This window comes from Neobacillus sp. MER 74, from assembly GCF_023714155.1.
Genome location: NZ_JAMAUV010000016.1, coordinates 1 through 16455 on the forward strand (window position 1 = coordinate 1; position 16455 = coordinate 16455).

A 16455-nucleotide genomic window follows, 5' to 3' on the forward strand; every position below is an offset into this window, starting at 1 on the left:
GATTAGGTGTTCGGTGTGGTAACCTCACTTTTAACCTAATTTCACGGGGGTGGCAAGTTTTTTGCATTTAAATCCCTTTAAATCAAGGATTATTAACTTTTTTAATATAAAAGTTTTGACAATACGATAATCCAGACAGGGAGACGTGTATGAAAGAAGTAATTTTGTCTGAATTAGGCAAATTAGTGGGATTAAAATTACAGGATGCAGGAAGAGCATCTAACCTATTTTGGGTGGGTTTTGGGGAAATAATTCAAATTATTAGGAGAGGAAAAACCCAAGAATCAGCAGAGTACGCACTACATATTCAATGTTCATGGAGAATTACCTTGAAAAACAAAATTGTTGTAGCTTCACGGGATTTCTATTCTCCAAGCTCGGAATGGGATGGAGACATTGAGGACTTCGATTGGGATATACAAGGTAACAATAGATTTGATGAACGACTTAAAATATTTATAAAGGACAAAGGACGATTAAAGGTAAAGAAAATTGAAACTGATGAGGTTGGTGGATTAAAGGTCTTTTTATCAGATGGTTATAAATTAGAGGCATTTCCTGATAGTTCAGAAGACGATGAACAAAGTGAACACTGGAGGTTTTTTAACAGAAAAGATAATAGTCCTCATTTTGTTGTTACTGGACTGGGAATTGAAAAGGTTTGAACTTCAACATTGTGAAGAAATGTACTTAAAGTAACGTGGGCGTTAGTTCAACAAAGTCAGCGATCATTATCATTATATTGATCTTCCGCAAATCGGACGCTTTTCTTGCATAAGGAAGTGTTCATTGACTCCAAACGTTTTATCAGGCATTTTGCCTCACTCTCCTATGGTTAACATATAAATACAGATATATTAATATGTTAACCATGTTAACCTAAGTTAACTAAGAAAAATATCATGTTTGCCTTAATTTTATTGTCTTGCAATCAGACAGAACAAACGATATAAATATAAAAACGACTATTAGAAGGTTCTTCACCTTTATAAAAATACCTTCCACACCATTCGCATACCGGATATTTATTGTGATTGCAATTATGACAAAACCAATCCCCGTCATCATTTCGGTCCATGTCAACATTATCACCGCAGCTTGGACAATTTGGTACGATATTCATTGTTTCACCCTCCTTTTTAGGCGTTTCTTTGTCTATTTTCGATTCCAGGGAAGCTTCCAGTATGCTGCCATTACTTTAGGGAAGCACTTCGTACAATACCAGTTATCATGCTCTTTTTTTGGTAGCTGCTGCATTTCTGATTGTGGAAACCATTAAGCACAGTAGATACACATTCGCTTTTCGACCGCCACGTTAATCGCCAATCTCTTTTGCTTTCGCATAAATGGTTGATCGTGGGACTCCTGTTTGCTTTGCAATATCATTTACACTCAATCCATTCTTATCACGTTCAGCAAATAGCTTCAATGCCCTTTTGATTTCCTTTGTATCCTGACCTTTTCTTCCTAAGTGCTTTCCTTGTTCCTTTGCCCTCTCCCTGCCTTCTTTGGTCCGTTCGTTGATTAAATCCCTCTCAAATTCTGCGATTGCGCCCAACATGGTAAACATTAATTTTCCGGCTGCTATAGAGAAGTCAATTTGTTCCTTGATGAAAACAACACCGATGCTTTTTTCTTGCAGGCCATGGACGATATTATGTAAATCTCTTGTGGATCTCGCCAGACGGTCAATCTTATAAACCACTAACTTATCACCTTCTCTTAAATACTCCAGTGCTTTCTGGAGTTCAGGCCTTCCGGTATTCTTTCCACTTTTCTTTTCGTAAAAAATCTTTGTGCATCCATACTTTTCTAGTTGTTCAACTTGTAAGGCATGATCCTGATCCAAGGTGCTGACTCTCGCGTATCCAACAAGTTCACCCATTTTTGATAACTCCCGTCTAAAAGATATATAACTTCCTGTACATTGATTATATACTAGCTTTTAGACGGAAAACAAGAAGGAAAAGAAAGAAAAAATCGATATTTTCGCAGTGTACAAAACTTACAACTTTTAGATACATAGATTTTTAGATTTATAAAGACTTTTGCCCCTTCAGGGGTACGGAAACGATTATGGATTTCAAGGGCCACTAAGGAAAACAAAATCAAATATCAAAAATTAGATGGGGGCCAGGAGAACCATCCCAGAATTAGGTTGCTGGCCACAAGATTGTGGCCAGCAACCTAATTCTAAATTTTTTTATTGAAAAAATGGGCGATTGAGAAGGATGTGGCTCCTAGGGCTGTAGAGTAATGATTTAGATTTGAATAACGGATTTCAATTTGATCCTCTTGGCCTTGATAAATCGAAAGCCTGTCCTTTAAAACATGTTCGATGGGATTGGTCATCCAACCTTGAAACATACTTATTCGATTGCCAATAATAATCACACTCGGATTAAATGTATTGATAATATTAATCAGTCCGTAGCCGATATTTTCGCCTAAGGTCGTTAGCAGTTGTAACACTTTCGGATTGCCCATTTTCGCTTCATTCAAAAGGAAGCTTAAATCCGTTTTCAAGTTCATTTGCTCTGCGGCTTCTAATAAGGCCCTTTCTGAAGCGTAAAGCTCCCAGCACCCCCGGTTGCCACAGGAACATTTCTTCCCATTCATATCAATCGTAAAATGACCCATTTCTCCCGAAACACCAGTAGAGCCCTTATAAAGGTCGTTATTAATAATGATCCCCGTTCCAATTCCAACTCCAATGCTGACATAGATCTGGTTTGCGATGCCAATCCCAGAACCGTATACTCGTTCTCCGAGGGCTCCTGCATTGGCTTCATTTTCAATTTGAACAGGGAGTTGAAATTTTTCTCCTACTATTTCTTTTAAATCAATATGTTTCCATTTTAAGTTGGGCGCAAAGGTAATGATAGTTTTTTGATTCACTAGTCCTGGAACACCTATCCCAATCCCGATAATCCCATAGGGGCTTTCAGGGGCTTTATCGATTAAGGTTTGGATCACTGTAAAAAGTTGGTCTGTTACATAGGATAATTCCGTTTCTAACAGATCCACTCTCATCTCTTCGACGATATTTCCTTTAAGGTCTGTCAGAATCCCTAACAGATAATTCACCCCTAAATCAATGCCAATGGAATAGCCTGCGTGATTATTAAAGTAAAGCAGGATTGGCTTTCGCCCGCCGCTAGATTGACCTTCACCAATCTCATATATAAACGAATCTTCCAATAGTTCGGAAACCATTGTCGACACCGTTGCTTTATTTAAACTGGTTTCTTTTGAAATTTGCGCACGGGAAATAGGAGCTTTCTCTTTAATTGTTTCAAATACAATTGATTTGTTGATTTGTTTCACAAGATATTGATCTCCAGTTCGTATTCTTTTCATTTTAATAAGCCTCACTTTTATATCGGAACCTTTTGTTCTATTTTAGCATAGATACGAAACTTTGTTTAACCTCTTTACTATCATATTCGTTATTTATGATAAAAGATTGACTGAATGGAATTGAAGATTGATGATTAAATCAGTAATTATTATGTTGACAGCGTTTTCTCTGGGGGTTAAACTAAGTTTATAGGTTAAACTAAGTTGAGGAATTTCATCTTTGAGGGGAGAATAAAAAATGACTTACTTTGCAAACGTAGACAAGATTAAATATGAGGGTCCAAAATCGAATAACCCTTTTGCTTTTAAATTCTATAATCCAGAAGAAAAAATCGGCGGCAAAACGATGGAAGAAATTTTGCGATTTGGTGTTGCCTACTGGCATACATTTACCGCTGACCTTTCAGACCCATTTGGAAGCGGTACTGCGATTCGTCCATGGGATAAATTCACTGGCATGGATCAGGCAAAAGCTCGTGTGGAGGCAGCCTTTGAATTTTTTGAAAAACTGAACGTGCCTTACTTCTGCTTCCATGATGTGGATATTGCACCAGAAGGAGCGGATTTGAGAGAATCCAATCAAAATCTGGATACAATCGTTGCGATGATTAAAGACTATATGAAGGACAGCAAAACGAAATTACTATGGAATACCGCCAATAATTTTACAAACCCGCGTTTCGTCCATGGGGCAGCATCTTCTAATAACGCCGATGTCTTCGCTTACTCAGCAACGAAGGTGAAAAAAGGCTTAGAGGTCGGGAAAGAACTAGGTGCTGAAAACTATGTTTTCTGGGGCGGCCGTGAAGGGTATGAAAGCCTATTAAATACAAACATGAAATTAGAATTAGACAATTTAGCAAGACTATTCCATATGGCTAATGATTATGCGAAGGAAATTGACTTTGATGCCCAATTTTTGATTGAGCCAAAACCAAAAGAGCCAACAAGCCATCAATATGATTTTGATGTCGCAAGTGGTTATGCTTTCCTACAGCATTATGGTCTACAAGATACATTTAAATTTAATATTGAAGCGAACCATGCAACGTTAGCTGGGCACACGTTTGAACACGAATTACGTTATGCCCGTATTCACGGTATGTTAGGTTCAGTTGATGCCAACCAAGGACATCCACTATTAGGATGGGATACAGATGAATTTCCAACAGATTTGTATTCTACAACATTAGCGATGTATGAGATTCTTAAAAATGGCGGACTTGGCCGTGGCGGATTGAATTTTGATGCAAAAGTTAGACGTGGTTCATTTGAATTAGAAGACTTATTCCATGCACATATCGCGGGAATGGACAGCTTTGCGGTGGGGCTGAAGGTAGCGCAGAAATTAATTGACGACAATGTATTAGATGGATTTGTGGAAGACCGTTATAAGAGCTTCAACGAAGGAATTGGCAAGGAGATCATGGAAGGGAAAGCCGACCTTCGTCAACTAGAAGAGTATGCACTGGGATTATCAGAAATCAAGAACGAATCTGGTAAATTAGAGCGTATTAAATCGACGATTAATCAATATATCTTACAAGCTTACGCTGAATAATAGGCAACGATGATATAGGAGATGTTTACGATGAAATATGTCATTGGGATTGACTTAGGGACGAGTGCCGTCAAAATTTTATTAGTCAATCAACATGGTGAAGTCGCTCAAGAGGTAACGAAACCCTATCCCTTAATTCAAGAGAAATCAGGCTATAGCGAACAGAATCCGCAAATCTGGGTTGATCAGACAATCTCTGGATTGTCTGATCTGCTCCAATATTTTGAAGGAGATGTTCAAAATATTGAAGGAATCAGCTTTTCGGGGCAGATGCACGGCTTGGTTTTATTGGATGAAAATAGGCAGGTCTTGCGAAATGCGATTCTATGGAATGATACAAGAACGACTGAGGAATGTCAGGAAATCTATGCGCGGGTTGGGAAGCAACGTTTATTGAAAATTACAAAAAACCTTGCGTTAGATGGTTTTACCTTACCTAAAATTCTTTGGGTGAAAAATAAGGAACCTGAAATTTTTAATCAGGCGAAAACCTTTCTCTTACCAAAAGACTATGTTCGCTATAAGTTGACTGGCAAAATTGGTATGGATTATTCAGATGCAGCAGGAACACTTTTATTAAATATAAGTGAAAAACAATGGAGTAAGGAAATATGTAATCTACTGGATATTAATGGGGATTTATGTCCTCCATTGGTGGAATCTAGTCAGGAAGTAGGGTGTTTATCGTCTGAAGTAGCGTATGCAACTGGTTTATCATCAACTACCCGGGTATTTGCAGGCGGGGCAGACAATGCTTGTGGCGCCATTGGTGCGGGGATCTTGGAAGATGGAAAAACATTAGTAAGTGTTGGTACGTCGGGTGTCGTTTTATCTTATGAAGAAACAAACAACAAAGATTTTCAAGGAAGAGTTCATTATTTTAATCATGGTGCACCGAATGCCTTTTATACAATGGGGGTCACACTGGCAGCAGGACATAGTTTGACTTGGTTTAAACAGGTTTTTGCTAAAGAGGAAGAGTTTGATGAATTGTTAAGAGATATAAATGATGTGCCTATTGGCTCAAATGGACTAATGTTTGCACCTTATATTTCAGGTGAAAGAACCCCACATGTGGATGCGGCGATACGTGGAAGTTTTATCGGGATGGATAGTTCCCATGAAAGAAAGGATTTTGTACGAGCCATATTGGAAGGGATTACATTTTCATTGCATGAATCGGTTGAAATTTTTCGGGAAAATGGCAAAAACATAGATACTATTATCTCTATCGGGGGTGGAGCAAAAAATGAAGTTTGGCTTCAAATGCAAGCAGATATCTTTAATGCTAGAATCATAAAATTGCATAGTGAACAAGGTCCAGGTATGGGAGCAGCAATGTTAGCTGCATATGGATGCGGCTGGTTTAGCACATTGAAAGAATGTGCAGATGAATTTTTAATGGCCGAAAGATCCTATTATCCTAAACCGGAAAATGTACAGAAATATAAAAGATTATATCAATTATATAAAAAGATTTATCCAGCAACAGTTCTACTAAATAATGAATTGATGGAGTTTAGAAATTAAGACATAAGGTTCCTGCCTGTAGGGTAAAATATAGTTTTTTCGATACGTTATTTCACATATGTATCACTTTAAAATATTAATTTTCTTATACAAAATAAAAGCGAATACATTATTGAATGGAGGAAAACAAAGTGTCAAAACAAAAGGTGAAAGTGAACAAACAACATCGATTATCTTATACTGAAAAGGCAAAAGCAATTGTAAAGCAAATGACTTTAGAGGAAAAAGTATATTTAATGAGTGGGAAAGTCTCCATGGAACAGATGTTAGATGATTTTGCTCAAAGGCACTATAATTGGATACCCTATCCTGCTGGTGGAAACGAAAGACAAGGAGTACCAGAAATGAAGTTTGTTGATGGACCACGCGGAGCGGTATCTGGTAATAGCACGTGTTTCCCGGTTTCTATGTCAAGAGGAGCTACATTCGATAAAGACCTTGAAAAACGGATTGGAAATGCTATTGCAAAAGAGATTCGCGCTCATGGGGGTAATTTATTTGGTGGAGTTTGTATTAATCTTCCATATAATCCAGGTTGGGGTAGGAGCCAAGAAGTATATGGAGAAGACTCATTCCAATTAGGAGCAATGGGATCATCATTAGTTAAAGGGATTCAAGAAGAAAACGTCATTGCGTGTGTAAAACATTTTGCCTTTAATAGTATGGAATTAGCACGGTTTAAAGTAAGTGTATTAGCCGATAAACGTACGGAACGTGAAGTCTATTTGCCACACTTTAAGGATTGTATTGATGCAGGTGCAGCAAGTGTCATGAGTGCTTATAACTTATACCAAGGAACACATTGTGGACATAATGATTATTTATTAAATCAGGTTTTGAAAGATGAATGGGATTTTGATGGTTTTGTCATAAGTGATTTTGCATGGGGAATAAAAGATACCGTTGAAGCTGCAAATGCAGGAATGGATATTGAAATGTGCCATACAAAATTCTTTGGTGATAAGCTAGTTGAAGCAGTGAGAAGTGGCCAAGTAAGTGAAGAAAAAATTGATGAGGCTGCAATAAGAATTGTGCGAACTTTACTCGCATTTACGAAGGCCGACAATAAGAATTACAGCAAGGATGTAATTGCAAGCAAAGAACATATTGCCTTATCCTTAGAAACTGCTGAAAAATCAATGACATTGATGAAAAATGAACATCAAGTATTGCCGTTTTCCAAAGCAGATACAAAGCGAATAGCTGTAATTGGTGATCTGGTTAATAAAGGAAATATTGGCGATCATGGCTCAAGTAGAGTTTTTCCACCATACATTGTGTCACCACTAGCGGGAATTAAAGATTTGCTTCCAAATACCGAGGTTTTCTTTGACAATGGAGAAGACGTGGAAAAAGCAAAGAATCTAGCTAAAACTGTAGACGCAGTTGTCTTTATTGTGGGATATGATCATGATGATGAAGGTGAATCTATCACGAACGAGGATGCTGATTTACAAGCTGGAGGAGACCGTAAGAATCTTGGTTTACACGATAAGGATATTGAACTAATAAAAACTGTTGGACCCGTTAATAAAAACTCTGTTGCAGTTCTCATTGGTGGAAACATGATTATGATTGAAGAATGGAAGAAAGATGTTTCCGCCATTCTAATGGCTTATTATCCTGGTATGGAAGGAGGGACTGCAATAGCCAAAACATTGTTTGGTGATGTTAATCCAGGGGGGAAATTACCGTTTATTGTACCAGTTAGCGAAAGCCATCTTCCAAAGGTGGACTGGAATGCAAATGAAATAAAATATGAATATTACCATGGTTATACCAAATTGGATAAAGAGGGAATTGAGCCTTCATTACCATTTGGGTTTGGTTTATCTTACACGAACTTTACTATATCGAATGCATCCTTTGAATTAATGAACGGTAATATTGTTGCAACTTGTGAGGTTGAAAATACAGGAGAGCTAGCAGGTGATGAAGTCGTTCAAATGTATATCGGCTTTAGTAATTCTAAGATTGATAGACCTGTAAAAGTATTACGTGGATTTGAACGTATCACACTTGAGTCAGGTCAAAAATCGACCGTTGAAATTTCATGTCCAATAGAAAAAATTAAGTGGTTCAATCCTGATACAAACCAATGGGAACTTGAAGACATAGACTATGACGTTTACATTGGAAACAGTAGTGCAGAAAAGGATTTAATTCGTGGAAGTTTTAGCTTAGTGGGGAATCAAATCTAATAATAACAATAACTAGTTTCACCACCTTACAGTATTGGATGAATGTTCTTGTCACCATTTGACATCTTTCATTTTGGTGACAAGAATTTATACTCAAAGCAAATGAAATTAAATAGTTTTACGTTTTATGATCTTAGAAAAGATACAGTAGTAAACATAACTAAAAATGAAAACATTCTCGCTATCCGGAGGGGATACTATGGCAATGAATGAAGAAACTTTAAAAAGACATACTGATTCTTCTGCCTCAAATCAAAAGTTATCATTATTAGAAAAGGTAAGTTACGGTTTAGGGGATACAGCCTCAAATTTACTATTTACGGTTGTTACGACTTATTTAACCTTTTATTTTACAGATGTATATGGAATTAAGGCTGCTGCTGTTGGGACCTTGTTATTAATTGCGAGAATTGTAGATATGTTAGATAGTCCAATTTTTGGGATATTGATAGATAAAACAAATACTAAGTGGGGAAAATCAAGACCTTGGATTCTATGGTCCTGTATTCCATTTTCAATTGTTGTCATCCTCTTATTTATGGGACCAGATTTAAGTGATTCTGGAAAATTGGCCTACGCCTACATTTTCTATATTGCGGCTAATGTATTATATACAGCAGTTAATAATCCGTTAACTACAATGCTACCAAGTTTGACTCTTGATATTCAAGAAAGAACGGTTGCTAATTCGTTCCGAATGTTTGGCGGACAATTTGGTGCATTGTTGGTTAACTTGACTTTATTACCACTTGTCGCATACTTCGGAGGTGGAGATCAACAAAAGGGTTTCTTCTATACAATGACTCTTTTCGGTGTCATAGGACTAATCATGTTCTTTATCACATTTTTAAACACAAAAGAACGTGTACAGGATATAAATGGAACGAAATCTTTAGCTTTAAAAGACAGTATCAAAGCAATTAAAGGTAATCAACCATGGATTGCTGGTGTTTTACTTGGAGTTGTATTCTTCATTCTGTATGTCATGAAATTGTCCTCAGGAATTTATTATATTACTTATAATCTTGGTAAACCTGGACTTGTTTCATTAGTAAACACACTTGGCACGTTAACACTGGTAGGGATTATCGCTGTTCCATTTTTATCTAAGAAGTTTAGTAAAAAGAAATTGATTATCATTGGAATGTTAATAAATATTATAGGCCAATTAATCATTTATTTTGGTGGACAAAGTACAGCAATCCTTCTGACTGGAGTAATCGTAGGAGCAATAGGTTTTGGATTACCGATAGGGTTATTGTTTGCATTAATAGCAGATACAGTTGACTATGGCGAATGGAAATCAGGTGTCCGTGCCCAGGGGCTACTTGCTTCAACAGCATCTGGAATTGCAATTAAATTAGGTTCAGGACTTGGTGGGGCCATCCCAGCCTGGTTACTTGCAGCCGGAGGTTACGTTGCCAATAAACCTCAAACACAATCTTCACTTCATATGATTTCACTAAATTTCATTTGGTTGCCAATTATCTTAAGTATATTGTCAATTTTAATCTTGGCTTTCTTATACAAATGGGAAAAGCCATATAATGAAATTATTGCAGAATTGGAAGTAAGAAGAGCGCAATAATAATAATTGGAGATTGAAAATTGGGAAAGGAGCTATTCCTAAAAGGAAATGGTTTCTTTTCTTAATATTAAACTTTTTAGTATTGGAAAATTCTACTTGAAATCCTTTGAGTCACGTGAATTTAAAAAAAACGTGGAACATTTAGGTAACTAGGAAAGTTTAGTCAAATCTGAGAAATTGTCTTAACAAAAATTATTTATATATTTAATTCTAAAGTGATTATTTTGCTCTTCATTCTACAGATTAATTCAAAGGAACAGTTTCATTTATGACTACTTACTTTCTTATGCAAATAGAAATTTTTAATTAAATAGGGAGAGTAATAAAATGATATATCAGAGCGATAATCGGATAACCAAAACAATATTTAATGGAATAAATGCTTATGAATTAAATGTTTATCCCTATCAGGCTATTATTTTGCCAGAATGTGGTGGAAATTTGATTGCTTTTCGAGATGTTGAAAATAATTACAGCTTCCTTCGGGAGCCAGCGGATAATCAGATGGATGATTTCAAGGAAAACCCGTTTTTATATGGAATTCCTGTCTTATTCCCGCCTAATCGAATTGAAAACGGAAGGTTTTCATTTTTGAATCATACTTATAAATTTCCAATTAATGAACCTGTAAATAAAAACCATTTACATGGATTCTTTTACAATCATTGTTGGGAAGTATCTGAAACAACTTCGTCAGAAATAGAAAGTACGATTGAACTTTCACTAAAAATTGATAAGCAATCAGATATTTATCGTTATTTTCCCCATTCTTTCAGAATATCCCTTCGTTATACACTGTCAGAAAACGAATTAGTTCAAAACGTAACCATATTAAATGAAGGCAAAGAATCTATGCCATTAATGCTAGGTTTTCACACAAGCATTAATGCTCCCTTTTCAAAAAATAGTACGATGGAAGATTATAATTTGCAATTATCCATTAAAGAAAAAATCGAATTAAATGAGCGATCACTGCCTACAGGAAAGCGGTTGGATTTGGAAATTACTGAAAAAAGGCTTTCCACAGAAGGAAATTCGCCTTTCTTTCAGCAACTTGATCACCATTATGCGGCCCAAAAAGACCAACCAAATCGAATGGTTTTAACAGATAAAAGAGAAAAAATTTCTCTCATCTATGAAACAGGTTCGAAATACCCTTTTTGGATGCTCTATAATAGAGATGCCAAAAGCGGTTTTTTTTGCCCGGAACCTCAAACCAATATGGTGAATGGACCAAATGTACCGATTCCTTTGGAGCAAACAGGTATAATTGAATTAAAAAGCGGGGAATTCTGGTCTGCCCATTCCCGTTTTTACACGATAAAGCATAAATTGAGAAACAGAAGAGCCTGATAGGGGTAGCTTCAGGAAAATACGGTTTATCTATACTATGAAAATTAGGGGTATTTAAAGTATTCGAAGAAGAAAAATCGAGTGAAAAAATACATTGAATACTTGATATCTTAACTCAGTAAACAACGTATTCAATGTAGTGATGTCTTGACACTGAGAAGGCATCAAATACCTTATCTTAGATAACAAATGCTTGAGAACGAATGTAATGTATCCCTTTGTCAAGACACAAAATTCAACTTTTTAAGATAAACTTCCCCCTTCCTGTTTCGTTTTATTTCCAGTGATTTTCCGGAAATTCATTAGCCTCCTTTTCCAAAAGATTAAAAAAATGGACAAGGGAATGGGTTCAACTGCTCGCTCAGCATCCTCCCCCTGTTACAAGTATAAAACCCTGTTTTCGGAACATACTTGTAACTGGACAAGGGAATGGGTTCAGTTGCGAAGCGATGCATGGCTCCGAACTGTTACTCATTCTTTTTTTCTTTGATAGGAAAATGCCTTTACGGCTCGGTTCTCACCGGCAAGGCCCCGACCCCTTCCAGTGCGCTGATTACCTATTTAATCAACCAGGGGCTGTCCATTATTGAAAATCATCTGTCCACAAATCGCGGAAGTAAATATCTCCAGCTCATTGCTGCTTACTATGAAGAAAAACAGGATTACGCATCGGCCAATCATTATCTTCATATTGCCAACCAGCACCTGAAGAATCAACTATTCCATATTGGGTCTCCCGTTGAATTAAAAACTGCGAGAGTACGATAGATTTACACGACAATTGCCTCGCCGCAATTGTCTTTTTTTGTCGGGTCGCTCAAATTGTCCCAAGTTGATCGATTAAATCTGATAGGATTTAAACCCATTTCTTTTAAAAATAGCATCGAAAGTCCCGTTTCTATCCCCCCATAAAAATAGGAATTTTCCCGATAAACAGTCTAGTAAAACCGCTCTATACTTTTTAACTAGAAAGACCCTTAAAAGCCCCACACCCATTTTTAAAGGAGGATTGTGAAATCTAGTAAACAAAAATTTTCAAGAAGAGGAGAATGTGAAAAATGAGGAAGCCAACCTTTAAGAAATACTTTGCAGCGATGATGACCACAGCACTGATAGCCGTTCCAACAATTCAGGCGTTTGCCGATGACACGACCAAGAGTTCCTTACCTGCAACAACTTCGGATGTACAGGCCTTGAATGTGTTAGCAAATAAGGACAAACATGTGATTACGCTGATTACCGGTGATGTGGTCACGGTGACAGGACTGGCAGATGGAAAAAGTGTCATTAGTGTGGAACCGGCTGATCCTGCACAAAGCGGAGCACGGATCTTGACCCTTGCCAAGGATACATATGTAATCCCAGATCAGGCGATGCCCTATTTAGCTTCCGGCTTTTTAGATAAAGATTTATTTAACGTCACATCCCTTATTTCAGACGGGTATGATGATGCCAGCCAAAACACATTGCCTGTCATCGTTCAATATGCACCATCGAAAACGAAGTCATTTGACTCCAAACCTGCTCCGAAAGGTTCTAAGAAAACGCATGAACTGGAGAGCATTCACGGAGCAGCACTTTCTGCTAATAAAAAGGAAGCAAAGAAGTTCTGGCAAGATATTACGAAGAATACTCAGCAAGCTAAAACTTCAAAGGCGGTGCTGGCCCCAGGCATTGAGAAAATCTGGCTCGATGGCAAAGTGGAAGCCACACTCGCACAAAGTGTTCCACAGATTGGGGCACCTGCGGCCTGGAATGCGGGGTACGATGGCAAAGGCGTTAAAGTAGCTGTCCTTGACACCGGTATCGATTCAGAGCATCCCGATGTAGCAGGCCAGTTAGAAGAAGCCGTGAGTTTCGTTCCTGGTGAAGATGCGCTCGACCATCATGCACATGGTACCCATGTTGCTTCTACTGTACTTGGAACAGGAGCAGCTTCCGGAGGTCTCAACAAAGGGGTCGCACCAGGAGCCAGTCTCCTCGTAGGGAAAGTGCTAAATAATGATGGCTTCGGTCAGGATTCCTGGATTATCGATGGAATGGAATGGGCTGCACACAAAGCCAAGATTGTCAGCATGAGTTTGGGAAGCAGTGAGTCAAGTGATGGCACGGACCCGATGGCTCAAGCTGTCAATAACCTAAGTGCAGAAACAGGTTCCCTGTTTGTTATTGCGGCTGGGAACACGGGTGCTGAAGGCATCGGCTCACCAGGTGCGGCAGATTCTGCCCTCACAGTCGGTGCGGTTGATAAATCTGATCAACTTGCTTGGTTCTCCTCTAAGGGACCACGTTTTGGCAGTTCAGGATTAAAGCCTGATCTTACCGCCCCTGGTGTAGGGATTAAAGCGGCGCGCTCTCAATATGCTGCACAAGGCAGCGGCGATTATCTGACGATGGATGGTACATCAATGGCCACACCGCATGTGGCCGGTGCAGCAGCGATTCTCTCTCAGCGTCATCCTGATTGGACTGGGGCTGAATTGAAAGATGCTCTGATGAGTACAACGAAGAAACTCGACGATATTAAACCATTTGAGGGTGGAACTGGACGCCTTGATGTGGCGGCCGCTACATTAGGTACAGTTCGTGCAACAGGATCATTGGATTTTGGCTTCTTTGATTGGCCGCATGAAGGGGATGTCCCTGTCCAGAAGACGATTACGTATACGAATGATGGCGATCAGGAAGTAACTCTGGACCTGTCAGCAGACTTTACAGATGGCAGTGGTTCAGATACCCCTGCTGGATTGCTTAAACTTTCAACAAACAAAGTAACAGTTCCAGCTCATGGGAATACGAAAGTAACTGTAACCGTTGACCCGCAGTTTGGCGCTCCTGGTGCTCGTTATCAAGGACAGATCTCTGCTAATTTAGATGGCAAAACCGTAGCGCATACCGCGTTAGGGATGATTAAAGAAGAGGAAAAATATCCTCTCACCATTAAAGCAATTGACCGAGATGGGTCCCCCGCCCTTGCTTACATTAACGTCCTTGGTCCGGATGGTGATCCGCAGTTTATAGCTGTCGACGGAACAAAGGAATTACGACTGGTGCCTGACACCTATTCCGTGATGTCCTTGATGGATGTCGATGCTGATACGGATCACGCCGGAGTGGCATTGGTCGGTGACCCTGAGGTTAAGCTGGATGGACCTAAAACCGTGGAGCTTGATGCCCGAAAGGCTAATGAAATCACAGCAAAAGTTCCAAAAGAGAATGAAGCTAATTTTAGAAAAATGGAGTATTTCCGCACGATTGACGGGAACCCGGTCAATGACATCTACCTTATGCCGGTGTGGATTGATAAAATGTACGCTGCTCCAACGAAGGCTGTAAAAGATGGCGAATTCACAATGAACACACGCTGGCGACTAACAGAGCCAGTATTGACCATTAACTTCCGCGGCCAAGAATTGGATGATATCCCTCAGGCAGGAAGCACACTTCTAAATGGTAAATACAATCTGGATGCCGTTTATGCTGGCAAAGGTACACCAGAAGATTACACTGGTCTGATTGTGAAGGATAAAGCAGTGATCGTGGAACGCAGTAACGACGTATCAGGTGCGCAACGTGCCACAGCAGCGACTGCGGCAGGTGCGAAACTGTTAATTACCGTAAACGATGGACCTAAAGAATTGAGTGAATGGTCCGGAACGGAAAATTATGAAGATGTTCCAATCGCAGTTGCAGCAATTAGCGGAACAGAAGGTGCAGAGTTGATTAAGGCTGCTCGTTCTGGAAATGCGAAACTTAACGTTAACGGAAATCCTGATAGTGACTACGTGTATGATTTGATCGACAATCACGATCATGCCATTCCAAAAGATGTAACCTATGCACCTAAGCCTAAGGATCTTGTAAAAATTAATACCCAGTATAAATCAGACCGCGAAGCACCAGGCGGGGAATTCCGTTGGGATATTCCGGCATATCGCCCAAATGGAGTAGGCTACCAAATGAAGCTATCGCTTCCATCGGTACGAACCGAATGGGTATCGGCTCAGGAAGGTACATCCTGGTACCATCAGGCAAGCGTGCTTGATGCAGAATGGGAAGTACGTCAGCCAGTGGCAAATTACAAACCTGGTCAGAATTTAGAGGAAGAATGGTTTGCTCCAGTGGTTCGGCCGCGCTTAGGTGCAGGTTTCTGGGTACCATATCGTACAAATAACAGCTTTACATTTAATATACCTGCATTTGCTGATTCTGGCTTAGGACACACGGGAGCAGACACAGAGTACCCGGGACCACAAACACTTAAGTTTTATCAGGGTGATACGCTTGTGAAGGAAGCAAAAGGACAGGCGCTTTACTCCTTTATACAGCACCCGGCTGAAAAAACTCAGTACCGATTAGTGAGTGATGTTTCCCGCGATCCGGAACGTTGGAATACTTCCGTTCGTACCCATACCGAGTGGACATTCTGGTCTAAGCAGCAAGAAGAATGGAAGACAGAATTACCTCTGCTTTCGCTAGACTATAAGGTCGATACTGACATGAACGGGGATTCGAAGGCAGGCCGAACCATTCAACTCGGCTTGAATGCCGTTCAGGTTCCGGGTGCACCAGAGAACGGCAAAGTGGATGGTGCTACTCTAGAAGTTTCTTATGATGAAGGCCAAACTTGGAAAAAGGTAGATTTGGTTCGTGATGCTAATGGCTGGACAGCCCAAGTTACACATCCAAAAACACCTGGAAGCTATGTCTCCCTCCGCTCCAGCGCCTGGGATGATGCAGGTAACACCATCAGTCAGGAAATTATTAAGGCTTATGGGTTAAAGTAATATATTTAAAGGCGTCCTATGAATTTTGATTAGGATGCCTTTTTATTTGAGGATTTGATTTGTCATGACCTTTTG

11 protein-coding genes are annotated in these 16455 nt (G+C 39.2%); 8 read left to right on the forward strand and 3 right to left on the reverse strand.

Annotated elements, in window-relative coordinates; all coding sequences use genetic code 11:
- Positions 1 to 149: 149 nt before the first annotated feature.
- Positions 150 to 665 carry a hypothetical protein gene (locus M3610_RS20600; RefSeq protein WP_251462058.1) on the forward strand — a complete coding sequence of 172 codons (516 nt, stop codon included), beginning with the start codon at positions 150 to 152 and terminating at the stop codon, positions 663 to 665.
- 266 nt (positions 666 to 931) lie between these two features.
- Here M3610_RS20600 and M3610_RS20605 read toward each other — a convergent pair whose 3' ends face one another.
- From M3610_RS20605 to M3610_RS20615, 3 genes are all read right to left on the reverse strand, one after another.
- Positions 932 to 1123, reverse strand: coding sequence for a hypothetical protein (locus M3610_RS20605; protein WP_251462062.1), 192 nt, complete (start codon positions 1121 to 1123; stop codon positions 932 to 934).
- 192 nt (positions 1124 to 1315) lie between these two features.
- Positions 1316 to 1885 (reverse strand): recombinase family protein, encoded by a 570-nt coding sequence (locus M3610_RS20610; protein ID WP_251462065.1) that lies wholly within the window; start codon positions 1883 to 1885, stop codon positions 1316 to 1318.
- Between the two features lie 308 nt (positions 1886 to 2193).
- Positions 2194 to 3360, reverse strand: coding sequence for an ROK family protein (locus M3610_RS20615; RefSeq protein WP_251462067.1), 1167 nt, complete (start codon positions 3358 to 3360; stop codon positions 2194 to 2196).
- Positions 3361 to 3598: 238 nt separating this feature from the next.
- Between M3610_RS20615 and xylA the strand changes: the two genes are divergently transcribed.
- From xylA to M3610_RS20650, 7 genes are all read left to right on the forward strand, one after another.
- A complete protein-coding gene (xylA, locus tag M3610_RS20620; RefSeq protein ID WP_053363079.1) occupies positions 3599 to 4921 on the forward strand; it encodes a xylose isomerase in 1323 nt (440 codons plus the stop codon).
- 30 nt (positions 4922 to 4951) lie between these two features.
- Positions 4952 to 6451, forward strand: a complete 1500-nt coding sequence (xylB, locus tag M3610_RS20625; RefSeq protein WP_251462069.1) for a xylulokinase — start codon at positions 4952 to 4954, stop codon at positions 6449 to 6451.
- 131 nt (positions 6452 to 6582) lie between these two features.
- Entirely contained in the window at positions 6583 to 8652 is a 2070-nt protein-coding gene (locus M3610_RS20630; RefSeq protein WP_251462071.1) for a beta-glucosidase family protein, read from the forward strand.
- Positions 8653 to 8851: 199 nt separating this feature from the next.
- Complete coding sequence (locus tag M3610_RS20635; protein WP_251462073.1) at positions 8852 to 10240, forward strand: glycoside-pentoside-hexuronide (GPH):cation symporter; 1389 nt, start codon at positions 8852 to 8854, stop codon at positions 10238 to 10240.
- 327 nt (positions 10241 to 10567) lie between these two features.
- A complete protein-coding gene (locus tag M3610_RS20640; protein WP_251462075.1) occupies positions 10568 to 11593 on the forward strand; it encodes an aldose 1-epimerase in 1026 nt (341 codons plus the stop codon).
- A 453-nt stretch (positions 11594 to 12046) separates the two neighbouring features.
- A complete protein-coding gene (locus M3610_RS20645) occupies positions 12047 to 12361 on the forward strand; it encodes a hypothetical protein (protein ID WP_251462076.1) in 315 nt (104 codons plus the stop codon).
- A gap of 290 nt (positions 12362 to 12651) precedes the next feature.
- On the forward strand, positions 12652 to 16380 hold the full coding sequence (locus M3610_RS20650; protein ID WP_251462078.1) for a S8 family serine peptidase: 3729 nt from the start codon (positions 12652 to 12654) through the stop codon (positions 16378 to 16380).
- Positions 16381 to 16455 lie beyond the last annotated feature (75 nt).

Excerpts from the sequence above, each read along its gene's own strand:
- M3610_RS20600 (WP_251462058.1), top strand. The coding sequence starts at position 150 with ATGAAAGAAGTAATTTTGTCTGAATTAGGCAAATTAGTGGGATTAAAA.
- M3610_RS20605 (WP_251462062.1), bottom strand. The coding sequence starts at position 1,123 with ATGAATATCGTACCAAATTGTCCAAGCTGCGGTGATAATGTTGACATG.
- M3610_RS20610 (WP_251462065.1), bottom strand. The coding sequence starts at position 1,885 with ATGGGTGAACTTGTTGGATACGCGAGAGTCAGCACCTTGGATCAGGAT.
- M3610_RS20615 (WP_251462067.1), bottom strand. The coding sequence starts at position 3,360 with ATGAAAAGAATACGAACTGGAGATCAATATCTTGTGAAACAAATCAAC.
- xylA (WP_053363079.1), top strand. The coding sequence starts at position 3,599 with ATGACTTACTTTGCAAACGTAGACAAGATTAAATATGAGGGTCCAAAA.
- xylB (WP_251462069.1), top strand. The coding sequence starts at position 4,952 with ATGAAATATGTCATTGGGATTGACTTAGGGACGAGTGCCGTCAAAATT.
- M3610_RS20635 (WP_251462073.1), top strand. The coding sequence starts at position 8,852 with ATGGCAATGAATGAAGAAACTTTAAAAAGACATACTGATTCTTCTGCC.
- M3610_RS20640 (WP_251462075.1), top strand. The coding sequence starts at position 10,568 with ATGATATATCAGAGCGATAATCGGATAACCAAAACAATATTTAATGGA.
- M3610_RS20645 (WP_251462076.1), top strand. The coding sequence starts at position 12,047 with ATGGCTCCGAACTGTTACTCATTCTTTTTTTCTTTGATAGGAAAATGC.
- M3610_RS20650 (WP_251462078.1), top strand. The coding sequence starts at position 12,652 with ATGAGGAAGCCAACCTTTAAGAAATACTTTGCAGCGATGATGACCACA.